This is a genomic window from Sinorhizobium saheli (assembly GCF_001651875.1).
Lineage (GTDB): Bacteria > Pseudomonadota > Alphaproteobacteria > Rhizobiales > Rhizobiaceae > Sinorhizobium > Sinorhizobium saheli.
In genome coordinates this window covers 503875-528910 of the sequence record NZ_LNQB01000073.1, presented here as the reverse complement: position 1 = coordinate 528910, position 25036 = coordinate 503875, and the positions used below count along the sequence as shown (strand labels likewise).

19 protein-coding genes are annotated in these 25036 nt (G+C 64.8%); 10 read left to right on the top strand and 9 right to left on the bottom strand.

All coding sequences use genetic code 11. From position 1 onward, the window contains the following. Positions 1 to 65: 65 nt before the first annotated feature. The 4 genes from pgl to ATB98_RS15875 all read right to left on the bottom strand — a co-directional run bounded on the left by pgl (position 66) and on the right by ATB98_RS15875 (position 5211). Positions 66 to 764 carry a 6-phosphogluconolactonase gene (gene pgl, locus ATB98_RS15890; protein ID WP_066875318.1) on the bottom strand — a complete coding sequence of 233 codons (699 nt, stop codon included), beginning with the start codon at positions 762 to 764 and terminating at the stop codon, positions 66 to 68. A 42-nt stretch (positions 765 to 806) separates the two neighbouring features. Next, entirely contained in the window at positions 807 to 2282 is a 1476-nt protein-coding gene (gene zwf / locus ATB98_RS15885) for a glucose-6-phosphate dehydrogenase (RefSeq protein ID WP_066875316.1), read from the bottom strand. 190 nt (positions 2283 to 2472) lie between these two features. Next, positions 2473 to 3759 (bottom strand): NAD(P)/FAD-dependent oxidoreductase, encoded by a 1287-nt coding sequence (locus tag ATB98_RS15880; protein ID WP_066875314.1) that lies wholly within the window; start codon positions 3757 to 3759, stop codon positions 2473 to 2475. Between the two features lie 15 nt (positions 3760 to 3774). Further along, a complete protein-coding gene (locus tag ATB98_RS15875; RefSeq protein WP_066875312.1) occupies positions 3775 to 5211 on the bottom strand; it encodes a glutamine synthetase family protein in 1437 nt (478 codons plus the stop codon). Between the two features lie 225 nt (positions 5212 to 5436). Here ATB98_RS15875 and ATB98_RS15870 point away from each other — a divergent pair, with 225 nt between their 5' ends. The 3 genes from ATB98_RS15870 (at position 5437) to ATB98_RS15865 (ending at position 9954) form a co-directional block, all read left to right on the top strand. Beyond that, positions 5437 to 6621 (top strand): BaiN/RdsA family NAD(P)/FAD-dependent oxidoreductase, encoded by a 1185-nt coding sequence (locus ATB98_RS15870; RefSeq protein ID WP_066875310.1) that lies wholly within the window; start codon positions 5437 to 5439, stop codon positions 6619 to 6621. Between the two features lie 321 nt (positions 6622 to 6942). Then, on the top strand, positions 6943 to 7083 hold the full coding sequence (locus ATB98_RS29515; RefSeq protein ID WP_167354082.1) for a hypothetical protein: 141 nt from the start codon (positions 6943 to 6945) through the stop codon (positions 7081 to 7083). A 345-nt stretch (positions 7084 to 7428) separates the two neighbouring features. After that, positions 7429 to 9954, top strand: coding sequence for a methyl-accepting chemotaxis protein (locus ATB98_RS15865; RefSeq protein WP_066875307.1), 2526 nt, complete (start codon positions 7429 to 7431; stop codon positions 9952 to 9954). Positions 9955 to 10041: 87 nt separating this feature from the next. Here the strand turns inward: ATB98_RS15865 and ATB98_RS15860 are convergent, their stop codons facing one another. Further along, the gene (locus ATB98_RS15860) at positions 10042 to 10260 is read right to left on the bottom strand and encodes a hypothetical protein (RefSeq protein ID WP_066875305.1); all 219 of its coding nucleotides are present in this window, start codon (positions 10258 to 10260) and stop codon (positions 10042 to 10044) included. Between the two features lie 87 nt (positions 10261 to 10347). Between ATB98_RS15860 and ATB98_RS15855 the strand changes: the two genes are divergently transcribed. Then, positions 10348 to 11223 carry a LysR family transcriptional regulator gene (locus ATB98_RS15855; protein ID WP_066875303.1) on the top strand — a complete coding sequence of 292 codons (876 nt, stop codon included), beginning with the start codon at positions 10348 to 10350 and terminating at the stop codon, positions 11221 to 11223. 169 nt (positions 11224 to 11392) lie between these two features. Here ATB98_RS15855 and ATB98_RS15850 read toward each other — a convergent pair whose 3' ends face one another. Then, the gene (locus ATB98_RS15850; RefSeq protein ID WP_066875301.1) at positions 11393 to 11632 is read right to left on the bottom strand and encodes an SMc00767 family acetate metabolism repressor; all 240 of its coding nucleotides are present in this window, start codon (positions 11630 to 11632) and stop codon (positions 11393 to 11395) included. Positions 11633 to 11768: 136 nt separating this feature from the next. After that, positions 11769 to 13058: an isocitrate lyase gene (gene aceA / locus ATB98_RS15845; protein ID WP_066875299.1), complete on the bottom strand. Its 1290-nt coding sequence runs from the start codon at positions 13056 to 13058 to the stop codon at positions 11769 to 11771. A 230-nt stretch (positions 13059 to 13288) separates the two neighbouring features. Between aceA and ATB98_RS15840 the strand changes: the two genes are divergently transcribed. The 5 genes from ATB98_RS15840 (at position 13289) to ATB98_RS15820 (ending at position 19061) form a co-directional block, all read left to right on the top strand. Then, positions 13289 to 14698, top strand: coding sequence for a helix-turn-helix domain-containing protein (locus ATB98_RS15840; protein WP_066875297.1), 1410 nt, complete (start codon positions 13289 to 13291; stop codon positions 14696 to 14698). Between the two features lie 239 nt (positions 14699 to 14937). Next, entirely contained in the window at positions 14938 to 16032 is a 1095-nt protein-coding gene (locus ATB98_RS15835; RefSeq protein WP_066875295.1) for a polyamine ABC transporter substrate-binding protein, read from the top strand. 145 nt (positions 16033 to 16177) lie between these two features. Beyond that, a complete protein-coding gene (locus tag ATB98_RS15830) occupies positions 16178 to 17320 on the top strand; it encodes an ABC transporter ATP-binding protein (RefSeq protein WP_066875600.1) in 1143 nt (380 codons plus the stop codon). Between the two features lie 4 nt (positions 17321 to 17324). Further along, the gene (locus ATB98_RS15825) at positions 17325 to 18236 is read left to right on the top strand and encodes an ABC transporter permease subunit (RefSeq protein WP_066875293.1); all 912 of its coding nucleotides are present in this window, start codon (positions 17325 to 17327) and stop codon (positions 18234 to 18236) included. A 3-nt stretch (positions 18237 to 18239) separates the two neighbouring features. Then, positions 18240 to 19061: an ABC transporter permease subunit gene (locus ATB98_RS15820; protein ID WP_066875290.1), complete on the top strand. Its 822-nt coding sequence runs from the start codon at positions 18240 to 18242 to the stop codon at positions 19059 to 19061. 7 nt (positions 19062 to 19068) lie between these two features. On the opposite strand, the gene ATB98_RS15815 is transcribed toward ATB98_RS15820, so the two are convergent. Continuing rightward, positions 19069 to 20889, bottom strand: a complete 1821-nt coding sequence (locus tag ATB98_RS15815) for an AsmA family protein (protein ID WP_066875288.1) — start codon at positions 20887 to 20889, stop codon at positions 19069 to 19071. A gap of 174 nt (positions 20890 to 21063) precedes the next feature. Here ATB98_RS15815 and ATB98_RS15810 point away from each other — a divergent pair, with 174 nt between their 5' ends. Next, the gene (locus ATB98_RS15810) at positions 21064 to 23016 is read left to right on the top strand and encodes an acetoacetate--CoA ligase (RefSeq protein WP_066875287.1); all 1953 of its coding nucleotides are present in this window, start codon (positions 21064 to 21066) and stop codon (positions 23014 to 23016) included. Between the two features lie 293 nt (positions 23017 to 23309). Here the strand turns inward: ATB98_RS15810 and ATB98_RS15805 are convergent, their stop codons facing one another. Next, complete coding sequence (locus tag ATB98_RS15805; RefSeq protein WP_066875284.1) at positions 23310 to 24992, bottom strand: ABC transporter permease; 1683 nt, start codon at positions 24990 to 24992, stop codon at positions 23310 to 23312. Between the last annotated feature and the right edge of the window lie 44 nt (positions 24993 to 25036).

The following is a 25036-nucleotide window of genomic DNA, read 5'->3' as shown; positions in this document are numbered from 1 at the left end:
AATTAAGGGTGGAGCCGTCGAGCCGCGCGAGCGGCTCACTCATTCCGGGACGCCGTCCGGCCTTCTCAGGGCGCCCAATAGATCTCTAGCGGCGATGCGGCGCGCCGGAGCATGGCGCGGATCGGCATCTCCAGTTCGTCGCCGGGCGCTTCCGCCCGGACAAGCACGTCCTTCTTGCCGTCGCCCTCGATATGCAGCACGAGCAGGCCCGCATCCTGCAGGCTCGAGAAGGTGAAGGTGAGGCGGGTCTCTCCCGCGCCTTCCGCATCCATGGTGATCACGCCGCGCGGCGTCGCCGGATCGAGCGCCTCTTCAAGACGCGTCCCTCCGGGAAAGAACGAGGCCGTGTGACCATCCGTTCCCATCCCGAGCACGACCACGTCGAAGGGGGCGCCCATCGCTGCCGTCGCCGCGCTTGCCGTGGCTGCGGCGGCCCCGGCCGTCGGCGCGGCATGGTAGAGCGGAACGAAGCGCGCCTTCGCCGCCTGATCTTGCAAGAGGTTCGCGGCGACGAGGCCATGGTTGGACCGTTCGTTTTCCGGCGGCACGAAGCGTTCGTCGACGAGCGTGACCGTGACGTTCGTCCAGTCGAGCGGGCGCCTGGACAGCGCCCGGAAGAAAGCCTTCGGCGTGGAACCGCCGGATACTGCGAGGCTTGCCGTGCCGCGGGCGGCGATGGCGGCGGCGAGCCTCGCGGCGACCGCATCCGAAAGCCCCTCGGCGAGGGCGGCGCCGTTCTCGAATGTGTGCAGGGTTGTGCTCATTGGGCTGGTCCTGGTGGGGGCTGGTCCTGGTGGGGGCTTGTCCTAGATTGTGTCGTTCCAGGTGCGGCCGTCGCGCTCGATGAGCGCGATCGACTGGCTCGGGCCCCATGTTCCGGCGGTATAACCCTGCACCGGCTGTCCCGTCGTTTCCCAGGCCTTGAGGATCGGATCGACCCACTGCCAGGCGGCTTCCACCTCGTCGCGGCGCACGAACAGCGTCTGGTTGTTGCGGACGACGTCGAGCAGCAGCCGCTCGTAGGCGTCGGCATTGCGCACGGCGAATGCCTCGGCGAAGCTCATGTCGAGCGGCACGTTCCTGAGCCGCATGCCGCCCGGCCCCGGATCCTTGATCATCAGCGACTGCTTGACGCCCTCGTTCGGCTGCAGGCGGATCATCAGCTGGTTGGCGGAGATGCGCCCGGCGGCCTGATCGAAGATCGAATGCGGGATCTGCTTGAAGGTGATGACGATCTCCGACATGCGGCCGGCCATGCGCTTGCCTGTGCGGATGTAGAAGGGCACGCCCGCCCAGCGCCAGTTGCTGATCTCGGCCTTGATGGCGACGAAGGTCTCGGTGTTGGAAACGCCGCCTTCGAGCTCCTCGAGGTAGCCCTTGACCGGGCCGCCGGCCGAGGCGCCGGCGCGATACTGGCCGCGCACCGTCACCTGCTCGGCATTGGCCTCCGTGATCGGCTTCAGCGCCCGAAGCACCTTGAGCTTCTCGTCGCGCACCGCCTCCGCATCCATCGAGGTCGGCGCTTCCATGGCGACGAAGCAGACGAGTTGCAGGATGTGGTTCTGCACCATGTCGCGCAGCGCGCCGGCCTTGTCGTAGTAGCCGGCTCGGTTCTCGAGACCGACCGACTCCGAAACCGTGATCTGCACGTGATCGATATGGGCGGAATTCCACAAGGGCTCGTAGAGCGCGTTGGCAAAGCGCAGCGCCATCAGGTTCTGCACCGTCTCCTTGCCGAGATAGTGGTCGATGCGGAAGATCTGCTCTTCGCGGAAGACCCGGCCGATCGTGTCGTTGAGCTCCGTCGCCGAAGCGAGGTCGCGCCCGATCGGTTTCTCGACGACGATGCGCGTGTTCTTGGTGATGAGCTTGTGGTCGCGGATCCTCTCCGAAATGTCGCCGAAGATCGCCGGGCCGACGGCGAGGTAGAAGGCGCGGATGCGCTCCTTGCCTTCGTCGAGGATCTTCTTCAGCTCATCCCAGCCCTGCTCGGACTTGGCGTCGACCGAGACGTAATGAAGCCGCGACGTGAACTTCTCCACCTGCGCCTCGTCGAACTCGCCGGGCTTCAGGTGCTCCCTCAGGGCATCGGTCGCGAACTTGCGATAGTCGTTGTGGGTGAGGCTCGCGCGCGACGCGCCGATGATGCGCGTCGGCTCCGTGAACTGGCCCTCGATCTGCCGGTGGTAAAGCGCCGGCAGAAGCTTGCGCTCCGCAAGGTCGCCGGTGCCCCCGAACACCACGTAATCGAACGGCTCTACGGGAATGATCTGGCTGCTCATGGGATATCTCGATCTCGTTCAGTTCGGGGCAGGTATAATCTAATCGATTTAAAAGCGCTAGGGTGCGTTGCAACAAAATAGCGCCACACGGCATTTTGCCTCCTCTTACGATAGGGCAGCACGAGGCAAAGTATAGGCTTGTCTTGCCTCTGCAGCCGGAGCGGGAAGGGAAAATACGCGGGACGGTCGGTCAGAACCGGTCGCGCAGCGCGTACCAGCTGAGCGCCAGAAACAGGAGGGCGGAGCGGAAGCGCGTTCCGCCCGGAAAGGCGGGTATCTTCAGTTCCTTGAGCAGGTCGAGCTCCGTCGTCCTGCCGAGCGCGAGGTCGGCATAGAGCTTGCCGCAATAGTTGGAGAGCATGATGCCGTGGCCGGAATAGCCGCCGATCGTCGTGACGCCCGGCATCACCTCGCGGCAGAAGGGCTGTCGCGGCATGGTGATGCCGACCGATCCGCCCCAGGCATGGGTGACCTCGACATTGGCGAGCGCCGGGTAGATTTCGCTGATCTGCCGGCGGATATGCGCCGAGATGTCGCGGGGATTGTCGGCGGTATAGGCCTCGCGGCCGCCGAAAAGCAGCCGGCCGTCCTTCGACTTGCGGAAGTAGCGCACGACGAAACGCGAATCATCGACCGATTCGCCGCCGGGAAGAATGTCGGGATGGTCCTTGAGAACCGTCGTCGCGCCGATGAAGGAGCGGATCGGCATGACATGGCTCGCCGTCTGCGGTTCGAGCTCGCCGATATAGGCGTTGCAGGCGATCAGCGCCCGGTCGGCGGTTATCGTCCCCCGGCTCGTCTCGATGACGACCGCGCCGCCCTTCTTCTCGATCTTCAGCGCCTTCGTCTGCTCGAAAAGATTGGCGCCGGCGAGCGCCGCCTGCCTTGCCAGGCCGATGAGCAGCTTAAACGGGTGGATATGACCGGTGCCAGTGTCGCGAATGCCGAAGCCGTAGTGGCTCGAGCCCAGCCGCCATGCGGTTTCGTCGCGATCCATGAAGGAGAGATGCGGGTAGCCGAAGCGCTCGGTCATCGCCTCGACATGGCTGCGATAGTCTTTTTCGAAGCTCCGCTTGTGACCGACGGAGAGTTGGCCGGGCACGAAGTCGATGTCGATCCCGTGGTCGCGCGCGAAATCGAGCACGAAGCGCTTGGCGTTCTCCGCCATGTCGAAGAGCTGCTGCGCCCGCTCATGGCCGAGCAGTTCCTCGAGATCCTCCGCCCAGGTCCGCTGGCCGGTGCCGAACTGGCCGCCATTGCGCCCCGAAGCGCCGTCGCCGAAGCGGCAGGCGTCGATGAGCGTGACGTCGGTGCCGTTTCGCGCGAGGTTGCAGGCGGCCTGCAGGCCGGTATAGCCGCCGCCGACAATGGCGACGTCGGCCTTGCGCGAGCCGGGCATGGCCGGATATTCCGGCCGCTCGGGAACGGTTGCCTCATACCAGGAGATTCCGGGCGAGATCGGGCTTTGCCAGGTCATGGAACGCGTCTCGGATCAGACATTCAGGAGCAGGAATTCGCGCTCCCAGGGGCTGATGACCTGCATGAAGGTTTCGAACTCGCCCCGCTTCACGCCGGCATAGATGGCGATGAATTCGGCGCTGAAGACCTCGGCGAGCGAGGGTTCCGATTCGAGGAGCGAAACGGCCTCGAGCAGGCCGCGCGGCAGCTCGATCTCGCCCTCGTTGGCGGTGTGTTCGTTCGGCGGGCTCGCCTGCAGGCCTTCGATGATGCCGAGGTAGCCGCAGCCAAGCGAGGCCGCGAGCGCCAGATAGGGGTTGGCGTCGGAGCTCGGCAGGCGGTTCTCGATGCGGCGGGCGACCGGATCGGAGACCGGGATGCGGAATGCGGTCGTCCGGTTGTCGTAACCCCAGGCCGTGTTGACCGGCGCCGACATGTCGGGGGTGAGGCGCCGGTAGGAATTCACGTAGGGCGCCATCATCGACAGGGTCTTCGGCACGTAATGCTGCATGCCGCCGATGAAGGAGAAGAACTCCTGGGACGGCGAACCGTCCGGATTGGAGAAGATATTGCGGCCGGTCTTGATGTCGAGCACAGACTGGTGGATGTGCATCGCCGAGCCCGGCTGCCCCTGCATCGGCTTGGCCATGAAGGTCGCATAGATGCCGTGCTTCAGCGCCGCTTCGCGGATCGTGCGCTTGAACAGGAACACCTGGTCGGCAAGCTCGATCGGATCGCCGTGCCTCAAGTTGATCTCGAGCTGCGCCGGCCCTTCCTCGTGGATCAGGGTATCGATTTCGAGGCCCTGCTTCTCGGAGAAATGGTAGATGTCGTCGATGAGCTCGTCGAACTCGTTGATGCCGGCAATCGAATAGCCCTGGCCGCCGAGGATGGAACGGCCGGAGCGGCCCTTCGGCGGGCGCAGCGGATAGTCCGGGTCGTCGTTCTGGGCGACCAGATAGAATTCGATCTCGGGCGCGACGACCGGCTTCCAGCCCTTCCGGCGATAGAGCTCGACGACGCGCTTCAGCACGTTTCGCGGCGTGTAGCTGATCTGCTCGCCCTCGGAGCCGACGATGTCGCAGATCACCTGCGCCGTCGGGTCGCTCTCCCACGGGACGATGGAAATGGTCGAAAGGTCCGGAACGAGCTTGATGTCGCTGTCGCGGGAATCGTAGCGGAACTGGCCCGTCTCCTCGGGATACTCGCCGGAAATCGTGTGGCGATAGATCGCCGAGGGCAATGCGAGCGAGGTGTTGGAGGTGAATTTGGAGGTCGGCATCATCTTGCCGCGCGGCACCCCGGCAAGGTCGGGGGTGATGCATTCGATATCTTCGATGTCGCGGATTCTCAGCCAATCGACCGCCTCGGTCCAGGTCTTCACACCCCGGGCGGAGTGGAGGCTGAGGGGAATTTTCGCGCTCTTGCTAACCTTTGCTGTCTGCTGGGCAACACTTCTCTTGGAAGACATAAATCACCGGATTTGGCCTCGGATAGCGCAATCATAGCCGCAGTTTGGCAATTGGCTACTGCATGTTTCCTTAAATCGTAGCCGAGGACAAAAGCATGCAGCAACCCAGAGTGCGGCAGCGACCTTTGCGCGTCTGGCAAGACGCACGGGCGCTGCAGATGCCAGCGATTGACTTTCGCCTCGCCCGCCGGGAAAGGGAAGGCGAGTTGACGGAAGGAACGGGCCGTGGCCGAAAAGCAGGACGTTGTGATCATCGGGGCCGGTGCCGCCGGCATGATGTGCGCCATCGAGGCGGGAAAGCGCGGGCGCCGCGTGCTCGTCATCGACCACGCACGGGCGCCGGGCGAAAAGATCCGCATTTCCGGCGGCGGCCGCTGCAACTTCACCAACATCCATGCCGGTCCGAAGAACTTCCTGTCCGAAAACCCGCATTTCGCCAAATCGGCGCTCGCCCGCTACCGGCCGCAGGATTTCGTCGCCCTTATCGAGCGGCACGGCATCGCCTGGCACGAGAAGACGCTGGGCCAGCTCTTCTGCGACCACTCGGCCAAGGACATCGTCCGGATGCTCGTCACCGAGATGAAGGCGGCCGGTGCCGAGCTCCGGCTCGAGACGGCGATCTCGGCCGTCGAGAGGACCGCCTCCGGCTTCCGCGTGACGACCGCTGCCGGGACGGTCGAGGCCGCCTCGCTGGTGGTGGCGAGCGGCGGCAAGTCGATCCCGAAGATGGGGGCGACGGGTCTCGCCTACCGGATCGCGGAGGAGTTCGCCCTGCCGGTCGTCGAAACGCGGCCGGCGCTGGTGCCGCTGACGCTCGACCCGGCGCAGCTTCAAAAGCTCGGCGCGCTTGCCGGCGTCGCGGCCGATGCCGAGGCGCGCTTCGGCAAGACCGCCTTCCGTGAGGCGGTGCTCCTCACGCACCGGGGCTTGAGCGGGCCGGCGATCCTGCAGATCTCCTCCTACTGGCGCGAGGGGGCCGAGATCGTGCTCAGATTGATGCCGGACATCGACATCGCCGCCATCCTCAGGGGCATGCGCCGGACGAACGGCCGCCAGGCGGTGCAGACCGCGCTCGGCGACATCCTGCCCCGCCGCCTCGCGCATTTCTTCGTCGAGGAGGCGAAGCTCACGGGGCGGATGCTCGCGGACCTTTCCGACAAGGTCATTGATGGCTTGTCCGCGTCCATGCAGGCCTGGACGCTGAAGCCGGCGGGCTCGGAGGGATACCGCACGGCGGAGGTCACGCTCGGCGGCGTCGACACCCGCGCGCTCGATTCCCGGACGATGCAGGCAAGGAGCATTCCCGGCCTCTATTTCATCGGCGAATGCGTGGACGTGACGGGCTGGCTCGGCGGCTATAATTTCCAATGGGCATGGGCGTCCGGCTTCGCCGCCGGTCAAGACGTGTAACGGCGCGGCAAAAATGGTGATTTGCGTCTTCAGCCATTGTTAATGGAAATAATTGAACCTGCTCTTCATGGGGCATGACCGGCAAGAGGCACGGGCGAGACGGTCAACGAACGGAAACCACATTGTTTCCATTTCAGGGACTTTCTTCAGCCGCAGCACGGATGCACCATGATGTGCATGGCAGAGGCGGATGTCTTTGCCAGCTACTGCATGTTCCCTCCGGTCGCAGCCGGTCGATGGATTAATGACATGCAGCAACTCGAAGTGCTGCAGTGACCGTCGCAAGACAGGCGGCGCTGTGGTGGACAAGGACAACATGCCATGAGCCAGAAAAGCCGACGTCCCCGCGCCATCGCCATTGCCCGCGCCGACAAGGTGCGTTCCCAGAGCGAACTCTTTGCCTATGGCGCGACGCTCGCATTTTTCGCCATCGTCGCTATTCTCCTGTTCCGCTCCTTCTGAGCAGGAGGCGCTTGCCTCATCGGCCGCCTGGCGTCGCCCGCGACGCAGATCCGCGCGCCCGCCCGCGTGTCGCATTCAGGCCGGCTTATGGAATTCTTAAACGTTTGACCCGAATATGGCCGTGAATTGAGTCCGCCAGGTTCTCGCTGCCAAGGGGGCGGCACGGGCCTGCAATGATTGCCGGCGGGCTGGCGGTGTGCGCCGCATGACTTTCCGAAAAACATCAGCCTGTTTGCGCATCGGGGTGGCACCCGAACGTCCGGCCTCGCATATCCGTTCGAGGCGAGGCGGACGTTCCGGCCACCGGGGGAGGCGAAATGCGAGCTGGAAGCCAAGGTGTGTTCCATGTTCATTGACAGGATTCTTGCGCGCTTCAAGATTCAGACGAAGGTTCTGTTCTTCATCCTGCCGTTCGTCGTCAGCATAACCGCTGTCGGCATCACCGGTCTCTATGCCTCGGGCCTGCTGCAGGGCCGCATGGAAATCTCGAACAGCGTCCTGCAGACGCTGAGCGGCTTCAAGGATGTCTATGCCGGAATGAACAACTTCCTGCACAAGACGACCGAGGAAAGCCGCAATGCCGTCCAGGCCACGATCGCCGCGCAGAAGCAGGTCCTCACCGACACGGCGGCGCAGGTTGCGGGCCGCAGCGGGGAAGATGAGCTCAACGCCGCCATCACCGCGACGAACGATATCGAGGCGCGCATCGACGGCCTTTGGACGCTGCATGAAGGCGAGCAGAAGCTCCGTGCCGCAACCAAGGCCAATCTGGAGCGCCTGGCGGCCGAGCAGCTGAAGATCAATGACGAGGCGAACCGGCTGCAATACGCCGTTCGCAAGGACGAGAATGCGGCGAAGACAATGCTGCGCAACGCCGAGAAGCTGTTGCGCGCCAGCCGCTTCTACACGGAATTCGCCACGGAGGTCAGCAAGGGGATAACGATCGAGGAGAAGCTGAAGGCTGCGAAGGAACGCTTCCCGCTGCTCGGTCGCACCCAGCGCGACATTTTCTCGCTGCTGCCGAAGGACGAGAAGTCGGTGGCCGACACCGTCAATTCTGCCTCGAGCCAGATCGGCGCGCTCATCAAAGCGCCGCCCGGCCCTGAAACGCTCGTCGGCCTCTCGAAATATGTCGATCGCTTCCGCACGGCGAGCTTCCGCCTGGAGGCCGCCTCCGTCGGCAAGATGCGCGAGGCGACGCGGATCTTCGCCGAGCTTGACGGCAAGATCGCGAGCACCGAATCCCTACTGACCGCCACGCGCCGGCTTGCCACATCGATCACCGACATCCAGATTGCCGCTGCCGCTTTCCTCGGCAGCACGACGGAGGAGAATCGCCAGAAGCTCCTCGACAAGTTCCTGGCGATCCAGTCGAACCTGACGACCCTGCGCGGCCTTGCGGTCGGCATGACCTTCTTCGATACGACCGCCGACACGCTTCTGCCGACCATCAATGCGATGAAGAAGGACGGCGTCGCGCTGGTCGAAATCACCGAGAAGCGGACCGCCGAATTCGAGACCGCGGGTGCATCGATCAATGAGATCTGGAGCGACCTCACCGGCTTTGCCGAGCAGCAGAAGGTTGCCGCCGGCACCGAGCGCGAGGAAGCCAATCAGATATCCGTGGCGGCGACCGTCGCCGGCGTCGTGATCGCTCTTCTGGCCGGCATCGCACTCACGCTGACGCTGAAGCGGCCGATCGGCCACATCACCGCCGCCATGCGGCGGCTCGCCGATGGCGTGCTCGACACGGCGATCGACGGCGACGCGCGCCGCGACGAGATCGGCGACATGGCGCGCGCCCTCGGCGTCTTCAAGGAAAACGCCCTTTCCAAGGTGCGCATCGAAGCGGAAAGTGCCGAGGAGCGCGCCCGCGCCGAAGCCGAACGCAGCCGCAACGACGCCGATAAGCGGGAACTCGACCGGCAGATCGATCTGGCGGTCAACGAGCTCGCCGCCGGTCTCGGCCGGCTGGCGCAGGGCGACCTGTCGCGGCAGATCGAGATTCCGTTCCATGGCCGGCTCGAACAGCTGCGGATGGACTTCAACGGCTCGCTGATCCGCCTTCAGGACACGCTGGCGCAGATCCGCGCCAACGCGCAGTCGATCCAGCAAAGCGGCGCGAACATGCATCAGTCCGCCGACGCGCTGTCGAAGCGCACGGAAGCGCAAGCCGCTTCGCTCGAGCAGACGGCGGCTGCAGTCGACCAGATCACGGCGACGGTGCGGTCTTCGGCGGAGCGGGCGCATGAGGCGAACCAGTCCGTGTCCCAGACGAAGAAGAGCGCCGACAGCTCGGCGGTCGTGGTCACCAATGCGATCGCCGCGATGGGCCGCATCGAGGAGGCCTCGCGCCAGATCGAGCAGATCATCGAGGTGATCGACGACATCGCCTTCCAGACCAACCTGCTCGCCCTGAACGCCGGCATCGAGGCCGCGCGCGCCGGCGAGGCCGGCAAGGGCTTCGCGGTCGTCGCACAGGAGGTCCGCGAACTGGCGCAGCGTTCGGCCGAGGCGGCCCGGGAAATCAAGGGCCTCATCAACAAGTCGACCGACGAGGTCAATTCCGGCTCGCTTCTCGTCAAGGAGACGGGAGCGGTGCTCGCCTCGATCAGCGCCCAGATCGTCACCGTCAGCCAGCATGTCGAGATGATAGCCACCGCCAGCCGCGACCAGGCAACCGCGCTCCACGAGGTCAACGGCTCGGTCAACCAGATGGACCAGATGACCCAGCAGAATGCGTCGATGGTCGAGGAGGCGACGGCGACGAGCCGCGCGCTCGCCGACCAGGCCGACACGCTGATGATGCTCGTCGAGCAGTTCCGGCTCGAGCCGGAGACGGTCGCCGGCCAAGTTTACCGCGCCGCATAGCGGGAAGAGTTCGTCATCGAAATCATGCGGCACGTCGCATGATGCCGAAGGAAGAGAGCGCCGCGCATCCCCCGATGCGCGGCGTCTTCATTTGATGCCGGTCCGGCAAGCCGTCCAGGTGCCGGCGGAAGGGTGGTCGCAGGTCCCGGCCGGCCGCCTTTTCAGGAAGAGTGCGGCAACGAGCCATTTTGCCACAACCTTGGTGCGGCTTGGCCGCGGAGGCACAAAGAAGTCATCTGCGCGGCGATTTCGCGAGGCCTGTTTTGAGGCCATGTCGAACAGGAATGCCATTGCCATCATGTCCATGGTGATGCTCCTCTTTTTCGGGCATCTCCCTTTTATGCATCCGGAATTGTTTTACATACGGCCGATTTCCCCATATGTTTTTCAGTCATGAAAAACATGGACTGGGACGCCTATCGTTGCTTCATGACGGTTGCGCGCGCCGGCGGCCTGACCGGCGCGGCGCAGGCGACGGGGCTCAGCCCCGCAACCATCGGCCGCCGCATGCTGGAGCTCGAGGAGCGCACCGGCCGTGCGCTGTTCGTCCGCAGCCAGACGGGCTATGAGCTCACCGGCGATGGCCGCTTCCTCTTCGAACAGTTGCAGGAGATGGAGGCGGCCGCCCGGAAGGTCGAAAGCTGGCGGCAGGAAGGCGAGGGGGCGACGGTCGTCCGCATTGCGGCCGGCACATGGGGCGCCTGGCTGATCGCCGAAAATTTCCCCGCCATCTGCACGGAGCGGGACTCGTTCGGCATCGCGCTTTCGATCGGCGAGGCGCGGGCCAATCTCGCCTATCGCGAGAGCGACGTCGGCATTCGCGCCTTCGAACCGGAAGAGGCCTATCTCGCCTCGCGCCTGATCGGCGAGGTCGCCTATGCCGCCTATCGCCAGAAGAACGCGCCCGGCGGAGCCGAGCGCTTCGTGGCCGTCGCTAGGGAAGATGCGATTTCGGCCTATCTGCGCTGGCCGCATGAGCATGCGCAGACGCGCATCGTCGCGACCGTCACGCGTCCCCGTTCGCTGCTCGATCTTGCCCGGGCAGGGGCGGGCCTCGCGATACTGCCGTGTTTCGTCGGCGACCTCGATCCGCTGCTCGAGCGGGCGGGCGAGGAGATCGAGGCGCTCAGGCATCGCCAATGGATCGTCATGAACAATGAGGACCGCCATCGGCGGGACATCCGCACCGTCGTCGACCGGATGACGCGTCTCTTTCGCAGCCACGCCGATCTCTTCGCCGGCAAGCGCCCGCGGCGCAACGCTGCTTGACTGCGAAAATGCCCATCGGCCGGCGTGGCGCCGGCCGACGGGCTTTCCCTTTTCTCTCAGCGTCGCTGGTGCCGGCGGCAGACCGGGATCGGGCGAGCCGCCGGCCTTCCGAGTTGGTACCAGCTTGCGGCGAGCACGAAGCCGATCATTGCCGCCGCCAGCGCCAGCATCACGGCCGTCCCTGGGTGACGATGACCGGGATCAGCAGGTCGCCCCAGTTGCCGTCGCCGCCATGATGGCGCGCCGAGCGCACGAGTTCGACGGAGACGCCGGCATCGACGGCCTTCATGACCGACTGGTTGAGGCGGTGCAGGTCGTTGGCAACCATGCGGATCGCCGCCTGCTGTTCCGGTGTCATGGCCGACGATTGTTCCTCGGCCCGTTCCTTGACGCGTGTCTGTACTGTCATCGTCGTGCTCCTTTGGGGCGTTAGAGCCGAATGCGGAGACTGTCTCCTCCCGTCTCAGCATTCGGTTCGAGGTTTCGTTCTGGGGGCGCGCGGGCCAGCAGGGATGCCGCGCGCCGGTCTTTCATTCTTGCTTCCTTCACTCGGCTGCCGGCTTGAACTGAGCGTGCTCGGTCGATTCCTTCATGGCGGTGGTCGACGACTGGCCGCCGGTGATCGCCATCGACACGGCGTCGAAATAGCCCGTGCCCACTTCGCGCTGGTGCTTGGTCGCGGTGTAGCCGTTGGCTTCGGCCGCGAATTCCGCTTCCTGCAGCTCCGAATAGGCCGCCATCTGCCGGTCCTTGTAGCCGCGCGCCAGCTCGAACATGCCGTAGTTCAACTGATGGAAGCCGGCGAGCGTGATGAACTGGAACTTGTAGCCCATGGCTCCGAGCTCGCGCTGGAACTTGGCGATCGTGGCGTCGTCCAAGTTCTTCTTCCAATTGAAGGACGGCGAGCAATTATAAGCGAGCAGCTTGCCCGGATGCGCCTTGTGCACGCCCTCGGCGAACCTGCGTGCCTGTTCCAGGTCCGGCTTCGAGGTCTCGCACCAGATGAGATCGCAATGCGGCGCATAGGCGATCGCACGGGCGATGCAGGGCTCGAGGCCGTTCTTCACCTGATAGAAGCCCTCGACCGTGCGGCCCGCATCGTAATCGACGAAGGGCTTGTCGCGCTCGTCGATGTCCGAGGTGAGCAGCTTTGCCGCTTCCGCGTCGGTGCGGGCGATCACCAGCGTCGGCACGCCCATCACGTCGGCGGCAAGCCGCGCGGCGTTCAGGTTGCGGATATGCGCCGCCGTCGGGATCAACACCTTGCCGCCGAGATGGCCGCACTTCTTCTCCGAGGCGAGCTGGTCCTCGTAATGGACGCCGGCCGCCCCCGCCTCGATGAAGGCCTTCATGATCTCGAAGGCGTTGAGCGGTCCGCCGAAGCCGGCTTCCGCATCGGCGACGATCGGCGCGAACCAGGTGTCGACGGAGAGGCCCTTGCCTTCGGCCGTCTCGATCTGGTCGGCGCGCTGCAGCGTGCGATTGATGCGCTTCGCCAGTTCCGGCGCCGCATTGGCGGGATAGAGCGACTGGTCCGGATACATTGCGGAGGCGGTGTTGGCATCGGCCGCGACCTGCCAGCCGGAGAGGTAGATCGCCTTCAGGCCGGCGCGCACCATCTGCATCGCCTGATTGCCGGATACCGCGCCGAGCGCGTTGACGAAGTCTTCCTCGCGGATGAGCTTCCAAAGGCGATTGGCGCCCATTTCGGCAAGCGAATAGCGGATCTCGACCGAGCCCCTGAGCCGCTTCACGTCCGCGGCACTGTAAGGCCGCTCGATGCCGTCGAAGCGGCCTTTCGGCGCGCTCGGAACAAGATTGTAAAAATCGGTCATGCTTGCCTCCACGTCAAAATCGGTTCGTCTTTAGACTTTCGTCTTACGGTGCTTCCTGCCGCAAGATCATGTGACAGTTTTTACATTGCGCCGCAAAATAGCGCCATAAAATTCGCAGTTTCGCGCAGATCAAAAGAGTTATCTTGTATTGTGTTTGACAATGCCGCGCGGTAAAAATGTAAAAGATGTCAAAGACGCAGCCGCGCCCAGTTTTGTAAAGGGAGTTACAAATGGCCGAGAACAAGATCTTTGCCGGGCCGCGGGTCAGGCGAATCCGCAACGGCCTGCAGCTGACGCAGACGGCGATGGCCGAGGCGCTCGGCATCTCGCCGTCCTATCTCAACCTCATCGAGCGCAATCAGCGGCCGCTGACGGTGCAGCTGCTCCTGAAACTCGCCTCCGTCTACAAGGTCGACCTCGACGAGCTGCAGGGCGAGGCGGGCGGCGGTCTTCAGCAGCTGCGCGAGGTCTTCGCCGATCCGCTGCTCGCCGGCGAGCTGCCGGGGGACCAGGAGCTGATCGAGGTTGCCGAGGCGGCGCCCAATGTCTCGGGCGGCGTCGTCAAGCTCTATCGCGCCTATCGCGAGCAGGCCTCGCGCCTCAAGGACCTGGCGGACCTGCTGGCGGGCGAGGGGCACATGGCGGCGCTTTCCGACACGCGGCTGCCGATCGACGAGGTGCGCGAGGCCTTCGAGGCGCGACCCAGCCACTTCGCCCGGATCGAGGAGGCGGCGGAAGCGTTCCACGCCAGCCTCGTGGCGGGCGACGATCTTGCCGGGGCGCTGAAAGGATGGCTGAAACGGGAGCACGGCCTCGTCGTGCGGGCGCTGCCGGTGCATGTGATGCCGAATCTGCGCCGCCGCTTCGACCGCCACTCCATGCGCCTGTTCATTTCCGAGCGCCTCTCGCCCTTCGATCAGCTGCGCGAGATCGCCATGGAGGTGGCGTCGATCGCCTGCCACGAGGCGATCGCGGCCGAACTCGAGACGCTTCGCTTCTCCACGGCCGAGGCGCGGCGCATCGCCCGCTTCGAGCTCGCGCGCTATGCCGCCCACGCGCTGATGATGCCCTATGCGGCCTTCCTCGCCGCGGCGCAGCGCGCGAAATACGACGTCGATATTTTAAGGGCGCGCTTCCAGGTGTCCTTCGAGCAGGCCGCCAATCGCCTGACGATGCTGCAGCGGCCCGGCGCCACCGGGATTCCGTTCTTCCTGATGGAGATCGACAGCGCCGGCAACCGACTGCGCCGCGGCGGGGCGCAGGGCTTTCCCCATGCCCGTTTCGGCGGCGCTTGTCCGAAGCTCAACGTTCATGCCGCCTTTGCCGTGCCCGGCCAGGTCCTGGTCGACCGCGTCGAAATGCCGGACGGCGGCGAATACCTCGTCATCGCCCGGACGATCGACGGCCCTCAGGCGGGCTTCGAGGAGCGGGTCAGGCGCACGGCGCTGATGATCGGCTGCGACGCCGGCTTCGCGGAAGACACAGTCTACGGCACGCCACGGACCCCGGCCGTCGCCGTCGGGCCGGCCTGTCGTCTCTGCGAAAGGCAGGGTTGTCTCGCGCGCGCCGAGCCGCCCGTCACCCGGCCGCTCGGCCTCGACGAGATGGCGACGGGCTTGAGCGTCTTCGATTTCCAGTAGCGGCAGGCCTTGCGCGCCGAGCGAAGCCGAGGCAGTGCGTCGAGCCGGCCGATAAGTGTCCGATTTTGCTTGCACTTGCCATATCGCAAGCCGACCCGGGACGACGGCTCTGCGACGCGCGAAAGCGCTTGAGCTTATCGGCAAACATGCCTAACTTCGGCAGCGCAACGATCAACAGACAGGCGCGACCGCGCGTCGACAGGCGGCTTGTCTCGAACCGACAATAAGAGGGGAGTTGTATGTCCAAACTCATCGTCGCAACCCTGGCGGCCGCAATGCTGGCGGGATCGGCCACCTTCGCTTCCGCCCAGGAGCGGGTCGTCAACGTCTACAACTGGTCCGACTATATCGACGACAGCATCCTCGAAGATTTCACCAAGGAGACCGGCATCAAGGTCGTCTACGACGTCTTCGATTCCAACGAGATTCTCGAAACCAAGCTGCTCGCCGGCGGCTCCGGCTACGACGTCGTCGTTCCGACCGCATACTTCCTGCAACGCCAGATCGCCGCGGGCGTGTTCCAGAAGCTCGACAAGTCGAAGCTGCCCAACCTCTCGAACATGTGGGACGTGATCATGGACCGTACGGCCCAGTACGATCCGGGCAACGAATATGCCGTCGACTACATGTGGGGCACCACCGGCATCGGCTACAACGTCGACAAGATGAAGGAAATCCTCGGCACCGACGAGAAGCCGAACTGGGATGTCATCTTCAATCCGGAGATCGCGGCGAAGTTCAAGGATTGCGGCATCCACCTCCTCGATTCGCCGACCGACATCATGCCTTCGGTGCTGGCCTATCTCGGCCTCAACCCGGACAGCCATGAACAGGCCGACCTCGAAAAGGCGGCCGACCTGTTGATGAAGGTCAGGCCCTATATCCGCAAGTTCCACTCGTCGGAATATATCAATGCGCTGGCGAATGGCGACATCTGCCTGGCGGTCGGCTTCTCCGGCGATATTTTCCAGGCGCGAGACCGGGCGGCGGAGGCGAAGGCCGGCGTGACGGTCGATTATTCGATCCCCGCGCAAGGGGCGCAGATGTGGTTCGACATGCTGGCGATCCCCGCCGATGCCCCGCATGTCGCCGAGGCGCATGAATTCATCAACTATCTGATGAAGCCCGAAGTCATCGCCAAGGCCTCGAACTACGTCTTCTACGCCAACGGCAACAAGGCCTCGCAGCAATTCCTCGACAAGGAAGTGCTCGAAGACACGGCGATTTACCCGACGGAGGCGGTGATGCAGAAGCTCTTCACGGTCACGCCGTACGAGTCCAAGCAGCAGCGGGTCCTGACCCGGCTCTGGACCAGGATCGTCACCGGCCAGTAGGAGCGGAAACGAATTGCCCGGACCTCAAATCCGGGCAATTGCTTGAGCGGGACGAGCACGGCGTCAGGTTTTCTCGTCCCGCGCGGCGGACGCACGGCGCCGCGGGCGGCGCCACGTTGTCGGCTGTGTCATTCGGGGTTAGATGATGAAGTCTCTCGGCAGTATCCGGCGTTCCTTCGCCCCTTGGGCGGACCCGGCCTCCAAACCGTTTATTTCCTTCAGGAACGTGACCAAGAAGTTCGGTGAGTTCATCGCCGTCGACGATCTCTCTCTGGACGTCTACACGCGTGAATTCTTTGCGCTTCTCGGCGCCTCGGGCTGCGGCAAGTCGACCCTCCTGCGCATGCTTGCCGGCTTCGAGCAGCCGACCTCCGGCGAGATCATCCTCGACGGCCAGAACCTTGCGGGCATTCCCCCTTACCGGCGCCCGGTCAACATGATGTTCCAGTCCTACGCGCTGTTCCCGCACATGACGGTCGAGAACAACATCGCCTTCGGGCTCAAGCAGGACGGCATGCCGAAGGCGGACATCGCCGAGCGCGTCGCGCAGATGCTGAAGCTCGTCAAGCTCGAGAAATTCGCCAGGCGCAAGCCGCATCAGCTTTCCGGCGGTCAGCGCCAGCGCGTGGCGCTCGCCCGCTCGCTCGCCAAGCGGCCGAAGGTGCTCCTGCTCGACGAGCCGCTCGGGGCGCTCGACAAGAAGCTGCGCGAGGAGACCCAGTTCGAGCTGATGGACCTGCAGCAGCAGCTCGGCCTCACCTTCGTCGTCGTCACCCACGACCAGGAAGAGGCCATGACCATGGCCGACCGCATCGCGGTCATGAGCCACGGCAAGGTCATCCAGGTGGCGACGCCCGCCGAGATCTACGAAGCGCCGAACTCGCGCTTCGTCGCGGATTTCATCGGCGACGTGAACCTCTTCGACGGAACGGTCGCCTCGAACGAAAACGGCTCGGTCCGGCTCGAGACCACGGGCGGCATCCCGATCCGCCTGGCCTCGCCGGAGAGGTTCGCAAACGGTGCGAAGGCCGCCGCTGCCATCCGGCCGGAAAAGATCCGCATCAGCCGCCAGCCGCCCGCCCATGCCCCCATCAACGCGGCCGAGGGCGAGATCTGGGACATCGGCTATCTCGGCGACATGACCGTGTTCCACGTCAGGCTGAAGGACGGCAAGGTCGTCAAGGCGTCGTCGCTCAATGCCGTGCGTGCGGTCGAGGACCCGCTCGGCTACGACCAGCAGGTCTGGATCTCGTTCGGCGAAGATGCTGGCGTCGTGTTGAAGGATTGAAGCCATGGCGAAGCTTGCCTCAGCCCTTGTCAGCCGGCTGGTCATCATCATTCCCTATGCCTGGCTCCTGTTCTTCTTCCTCATTCCCTTCTTCATCGTCTTCCGCATCTCGCTGTCGCAGACGACGGTGGCCATGCCGCCCTATACGCCGGTCTTCGACCTCGCCGGCGGCCTTGCCGGCATTCTCGACAAGATGCGCGGCTTCTCCATGGACAACTACGTCTGGCTGACGGAGGACGTGCTTTACTTCAACGCCTATGTCTCGAGCGTCATCATCGCGACCGTTTCGACCTTGCTCACCCTTCTGATCGGCTACCCGATCGCCTATGGGATGGCCAGGGCCCCGCGCTCGCTCCGGCCGATGCTCCTGATGCTGGTGATCCTGCCCTTCTGGACGAGCTTCCTGATCCGCGTCTATGCCTGGATCGCCATACTGAAGCCCGAGGGTCTCCTGAACCAGTTGCTGATCACGATCGGGCTCATCGATCAGCCGCTGATCATCCTCAATACCAATTCGGCGATCTATATCGGCATCGTCTATTCCTATCTTCCCTTCATGGTGCTGCCGATCTACTCGGCGCTCGAGAAGATGGACCATTCGCTGATCGAGGCGGCCCAGGACCTTGGCTGCCCGCCGGTCGTCGCGTTCTGGCGCGTGACCTTCCCGCTGTCGCTTCCGGGCGTCATCGCCGGCTCCCTGCTCGTGTTCATCCCGGCCGTCGGCGAATTCGTCATCCCCGATCTCCTCGGCGGTTCGGAGACGCTGATGATCGGCAAGACGCTCTGGAACGAGTTCAATGCCAACCGCGACTGGCCGGTCTCGTCCGCGGTGGCGACAATCCTCCTGTTGATCCTGGTGCTCCCGATCGTCTACTTCCAGAACATCCAGACCAAGGCCGAGAACGAGGGGAGGTGAGCCATGGAAAGATGGTCCCGCTTCAACATCGCCTCCGTCGTCCTGGGCTTCGGCTTTCTTTACCTGCCGATCGTGCTCCTGGTGATCTTCTCCTTCAACGAATCGAAGCTGGTGACGGTCTGGGCCGGCTTTTCCACCAAGTGGTACGGCGAGCTCTGGCATAACCAGGGCCTGCTCGATGCCGCCTGGGTGACGATCCGGGTGGCGCTGATCTCCGCCACCTGCGCCACGGTTCTCGGCACCCTGGCGGCGCTCGCGCTGGTGCGCTACACCCGCTTTCGCGGCCGCGTTCTCTTTTCCGGCATGGTCTACGCGCCGCTGGTCATGCCGGAGGTGATCACCGGCCTGTCGCTGCTCCTGCTCTTCGTGGCGATCGGGCTCGACCGCGGCTTCTGGACGATCACGCTCGCCCACATTACCTTCACCATGTGCTTCGTCGCCGTCGTCGTGCAGTCGCGCCTCTTGAGCTTCGACCAGTCGATCGAGGAGGCGGCGCTCGATCTCGGCGCGACCCCGGTCAGGACGTTCTTCGCCATCACCCTGCCGGTGATAGCGCCGGCGGTCTTTTCCGGCTGGGTCCTGGCGTTCACGCTGTCGCTCGACGACCTGGTCATAGCGAGCTTCACCACGGGGCCGGGCGCCACCACCCTGCCGATGAAGATCTACAGCCAGGTCCGGCTCGGCGTGACGCCGGAAATCAACGCCATCTGCACGATCCTGATCGGCATCGTCGCCGTCGGCGTGCTGATCGCGTCGATCGTCACCAAGCGGCGCGAGGCCCAGCGCGAGCGGGACGAGCGCGCCGCCTTCGCCGCAATCGGGTGAGGCGGCCCTACTTCGGTCCGACGAGAACGGAGAGCGGCGAGATCACCGCGTTCGGCCAGGAGCCGCCGACGAAGAACTGCAGCGGCTCCGCGGCCGCATCAGGGGTGCCGAGCGTTCCGGCGAGCGCCAGGCTGCCGCTCCGGTAGGGGATGACGCCGGTGACCGAAATGGTGCCGGAGGCCCCGAGGAAGTCCGCCCGGTCGAGCCGGGCGGTGCCGTTGCCGAAGCTTGCCTCGATGTCGGCGGTCCGGAAGTCGAAGGCACCGTCGCTTGCCTCGGAAAGCGAGAAGAATTCCCCCTTCCGGACAAGGTCGGTGAAGGCATGGACGTCGAAGTCGGCGACGCTGCCATGCGTCAACGAGTAGGTGAGCTCGCCGAAGACGTCGGTAATGCCCGTCTCCCAGAAGGGGCGGCCGGTGGCGATGTCGATGTTGAGGCTTCCGTTGCCGGTCGGAACGGGGCCCTTGAGCCCGAAGCTTTCGAGCACGGCGGCGAAGTCGGCATTCTTCAGGCTGAGCTGCAGCTTGCCGCCTCGCTCCAGCCCCTTTTCCGACAGCACGGCGCGGCCGCTCAGGGTGCCGTTTGCATAGGTGCTGTCGCCAATGTCGAGCGACGCCCGGCTGCCGTCGATCATCACCCCGGCGGCGACGTCGGTCAGATGCAGCGGCCCGACGAGAACCTCCTGGGATGAAAGCCGGATATCGGCGCGCCAACCGCCGGCGAGGCTTCGCGCCATCCGTATGAGCCGGTCGTCGTGCTCGGAGGGTTCCAGCGCAAGAGCGGGCAGGCCGTTGAGGTCGATGCGATCGAAGGCGAGCGTCCCGTCGATCTGCGGCGCTTCGCCGGCCGGCAGCCCAACGTCCAGAACGCCCGTCGCGGCTGCGCCGCCGAGGGTCAGTTGCAGATCGTCGAGCTTGAGCGTCTCGTCGCCGGTCGTCAGCCGCGTGTCGATGCTGAACTCGCCGGCGGGAAGCGTCGTTTCCGATGTCCCGCGATACCATGCGACGAGTGCCGCGAGCGAGGACGCCGACATCTGCAGATGGCCGGAGGCGAAGGGCTGCGTCGAAAGCTTGCCTGTGCCTTCGAAGGAGAAGATGAGCGGTGCCGACGTCAGCGACGTCTTGAGGGGGGCAATGTGTCCGGCGAAGAGGGTGAGCGGTTCGTCGCACACGAAGGCCCAGGCAAGCTCCTCGCCGCCGATCGTCGTCGAGAATTGCGCGCTGAGGCGGCCGGCGAAGGCGGGCCATTTGACGGTGCCGGCCATGCCCGGGACGTCGACGCCGTTGCCCGTCCCATGGTCGAGCACCCGCAGGCGGCCGTTTTCGATGGCGATGTCCCCGATGGCCGGCTCCGCCTCGGGCGTCGCCCCCTCTGGCGATGCCAGCCAGTGCGGCTTTTGCCAGTTGAGGGCGCCCTCCGCCCCGCGCTCGATCGTCACGACCGGGTCGATGAGCGTGATCTCGTCGAAGGCCTGTTCGCCGCGCAGCGCGGAGAGCAGGCTGAAAGTGGCTGTGATGCGACCGATCTCGGCGAGCGGACGCGCGTTGGGGCCGTTGGAGACGATCGTCACGGCCGGGAGCGTCAGCAGGGGCTCGGGCCAGAACCGGATTTCCGGCTCGCCGCCGATCCTGCTCTTGCCGCCCGACCAGGCGTCGAGCATCCGCTCCATCGTCATGCGGGCGTCGGTCGTCGAAAAGATGAGCGGCAGCGCCGCGTTATAGGCGATGGCGAGGGCGATGCCGGCCGCGGCCGACCAAACGAGGTGCCGGCGCTGAAGCCGCGACCATAGGCGCGAACCGCGCAGTGTCTGCAGGATATGTCTCGTCATTGCGGTCGGGTTGCCATCGCCTCGAGTGAAGCCGTCTGGATAGGCTTTCGGCTTGCATAAAGCAAATGCGGCTGACATGGAAATGTCGTTGTCACGGATGCGCTGCAGTGGCCCGCATGCTGTTTATTTTGCGTTGCAGCATGATATAGAAAGGGCAGAGGAGTGGAGGACAGCATGCAATCAGATCGACCTTTATGGGTTCCCGGCAGCGAAATTCTGAAGCATAGCCCAATGGCGCAATTCATGGCGTGGTGCGCAGGGCGCTTCGGTCGGACCTTTCCCGACTATGATGCCTTTCACGACTGGTCCGTGACGGAGCGCGGCGATTTCTGGACCGCCGTCTGGGAGCATTGCGGGGTTGTCGGCGAGCGTGGCGAGAGAGCGGTTCTCAATGGCGACCGGATGCTCGACGCCCGCTTCTTCCCGGATGCAAGGCTCAACTTCGCCGAGAACCTTTTGCGCAAGAGCGGCGACGGCGACGCGCTGATCTTCCGCGGCGAGGACAAGGCGAGCTACCGCCTTTCCTGGGACGAGCTGCGCGCGCTGGTGTCGCGACTGCAGCAGGCCCTGAAGGCAAAGGGCGTCGGCGTCGGCGATCGTGTCGCCGCGATGATGCCGAACATGCCGGAAACGATCGCCCTGATGCTGGCCACGGCGTCGATTGGCGCCATCTGGTCGTCCTGTTCGCCGGACTTCGGCGAACAGGGCGTGCTCGACCGCTTCGGCCAGATCGGCCCCAAGCTGTTCATCGCCTGCGACGGTTATTGGTATAATGGCAGGCGCCAGGACGTGGATGCGAAGGTGCGCGCCGTGGCGAGCGTTCTCGGTATCCCGACCGTCATCGTTTCTTATGCCGGCGACGGCGCCGCGCTTGCGGCAACGGTCGAGGGCGGCGTGACGCTCGCCGATTTCATCGCCGGTTTCGCGCCGAAGCCGCTTGCCTTCGAGCGCCTGCCGTTCGGCCAGCCGCTTTACATCCTGTTCTCGTCGGGCACGACCGGCGTGCCGAAATGCATCGTCCATTCGGCCGGCGGCACCCTGTTGCAGCACCTCAAGGAGCACCGTTTCCACTGCGGGCTGAAGGAGGGCGAGCGCCTGTTCTACTTCACCACCTGCGGCTGGATGATGTGGAACTGGCTGGCTTCGGGCCTCGCCGCGGGCGCAACGCTTTGCCTCTATGACGGCTCGCCCTTCTATCCCGACGGCAACGTGCTTTTCGATTATGCCGCCGCCGAGCGTTTTGCCGTGTTCGGCACTTCGGCGAAATATATCGATGCGGTGCGCAAGGGCGGCCTCACCCCGGCCAGGACGCACGACCTCACGTCGCTGCGGCTCATGACGTCCACCGGCTCGCCGCTGTCGCCGGAGGGCTTCTCCTTCGTCTATGAGGGCATCAAGGCGGATGTCCAGCTCGCCTCGATTTCCGGCGGCACCGACATCGTTTCCTGCTTCGTGCTCGGCAATCCGCTGAAGCCCGTGTGGCGGGGCGAGATCCAGGGGCCGGGCCTCGGCCTTGCCGTCGACGTCTGGAACGACGAGGGCAGGCCGGTGCGCGGCGAGAAGGGCGAGCTCGTCTGCACCAGGGCGTTTCCGTCGATGCCGGTGATGTTCTGGAACGATCCCGACGGCGCCAAGTATCGCGCCGCCTATTTCGAGCGCTTCGACAACGTCTGGTGCCATGGCGATTTCGCCGAGTGGACGGAACACGGCGGCATCGTCATTCACGGCCGGTCCGACGCGACGCTGAACCCCGGCGGCGTGCGCATCGGCACGGCGGAGATCTACAACCAGGTCGAGCAGATGCCCGAGGTCATCGAGGCGCTCTGCATCGGCCAGGACTGGGAGGACGACGTCCGCGTCATCCTGTTCGTGCGGCTGGCGCCGGGCGTAGAACTCACCGGTGACCTGGAGAAGGCGATCAAGACCCGTATCCGGACCGGCGCCTCGCCGAGGCACGTGCCGGCGAAGATCATCGCCGTCGCCGACATTCCGCGCACGAAATCCGGCAAGATTGTCGAACTCGCCGTCCGCGACGTGGTGCACGGCCGCCCCGTCAAGAACAAGGAGGCGTTGGCGAACCCCGAGGCGCTCGACCTCTTTGCCGGTCTGGAGGCGCTGAAGAGCTGACCATGCCCTAATTTCAAGGGCGAGCTTGCGTTAACCACTTCGCCCCTGCGGAATTAACCAAGAGCGCCGAGTTGTCGGACATTCCCTAAAATTGTCGGACAAAAAAGTAAGGTGTTGTTCAGATTTGCGGGCGCATGGTCGAGGCAACTTGAGGCCGACCGATCCAGGGGCGGTGGCGCGGCAGGAATGCCGGCGCCGACATGACGTCAAGAGTTCTCGAGCATTTGTTGGTTAGCATTGACTTTGAGAGGCGGCCCTGAACCGCCTCTTTTTTTGCCGCGAGGGACGCGCGGTCAGGGGCGCCGCTCGAGCGACCGCGACACGAGGATGACGGGGATCATCCCGGCGAGGACGATGATCATCGCCGCGACCGAGGCATCCTCCACCTTCGCGCGGGATGCGTCCTCGTAGACGAGCGTCGCCAGCGTGTTGAAGTTGAAGGGCCGCAACATGATCGTGGCCGAAAGCTCCTTCATCGTCTCGATGAAGACGAGCAGCGCCGCCGTCAGCACCGCCGGCCGCATCATCGGCAGGAGCACCGTGCGCAATGTCTGGCCGCTGGTGCGTCCGAGCGCGCGCGCCGCCATGTCGAGATGCGGCGACAATTTCTGGAATCCGGCCTCGAGCGTCCCTTCCGCCATGGTCAGGAAGCGCACCGTGCAGGCATAGACGATCGCAAAGCCGGTGCCGCTCATCAGGAGCCCGGTGGAGATTCCGAAGAGCCCCCGCATCTCGGCGTCGACCAGATTGTCGACGGCGGCAAGCGGAAAGAGCACGCCGATCGCCAATACGGTACCGGGCACGCCATAACCGAAGGAGGCGAGCCGGCCGGCGACATCGGTGAGGCGCGAGCGTCCCGTGCGGGCGGCATAGGCGAGCACGAAGGCAAGCAGCACGCTGGCGAGCGCCGTCAGGCCGGAGACGAGAACGCTGTGCAGGAGCGCGCTCAGGAGCCGCGGCGCGAGGAACTGGTCGAGACGTTTCAGCGCGTAGTTGCCGAGAATGAAGAACGGCACCGCAAAGCCCGAAAGCACCGGCAGCAGGCAGGCGGCCGTCGCCGCCCATTTCTTCCAGCCGGAAAGCGTGAGCCTGGCGATGTCGTGAACGGCGGCCGTGGTCTTCTGACTGGAGAAACGCTGCCGGCGGCGGGCAGCGCGCTCGACCATCATCAGCGCGACGACGAAGACCAGCATGATGCAGGCGATCTGCGCGGCGCCGGCCAGGCTGCCGCGATTGAGCCAGGTGTCGAAGATGGAGAAGGTGAGCGTCTGGACACCCAGGAATTCGACGGCCCCGATATCGTTCAACGTCTCCATGGCGACGAGGGTGAGCCCGATCATGATCGCCGGCCGCGCCATCGGCAGCTGGATCCGGAAGAAGACCTTGAGCGGTCCCGCACCGAGCGTGCGCGCGACATCCGCGGCGGCACGGCCCTGCATCAGGAACATCGATCGGCAGGCGAGATAGATATAGGGATAAAGCACGGAGCTCAGCACCAGCACCGCGCCGCCGAGCGAGCGTATGTCGGGAAACCAGTAGTCCCGGCTTGTCTGATAGCCGAACAGTGCCCGGATGAGCCCCTGCACCGGACCGGTGAAGGTGAAGAGCTCGCCGAAGGCATAGGCCGAAAGATAGGCGGGGATCGCGAGCGGCAGCACGAGGGCCGCCGAGAGATGACGGCGCAGCGGAAATTCGCAGGTCGCGACCAGCCAGGCGGTGAGGATGCCGACGGCGGCGGTCGCAGCTCCCGTCAGCGTCGCGAGCAGCAGCGTCCGCCCGGTGGCGCGCGGGATGACGTTCTCGACGAGGTGCGGCCAGTCGGCGCTGCCGCCGGAAACGGCAAGCCAGGCAATCGCAAGGATCGGCATCAGCACGATCGCGGAGGCGAGCCCGGCCCAGGTGGTGAGCATCGGATGGTGAAGACCGGTGCCGGAAATGGCATGGCGCCGTTTGAGGCTTTTGGGGGTGAAGTGCAAACGATCCGTCCGAAGCGAAGTGCTGGTCGGGAACCGGCAAACTG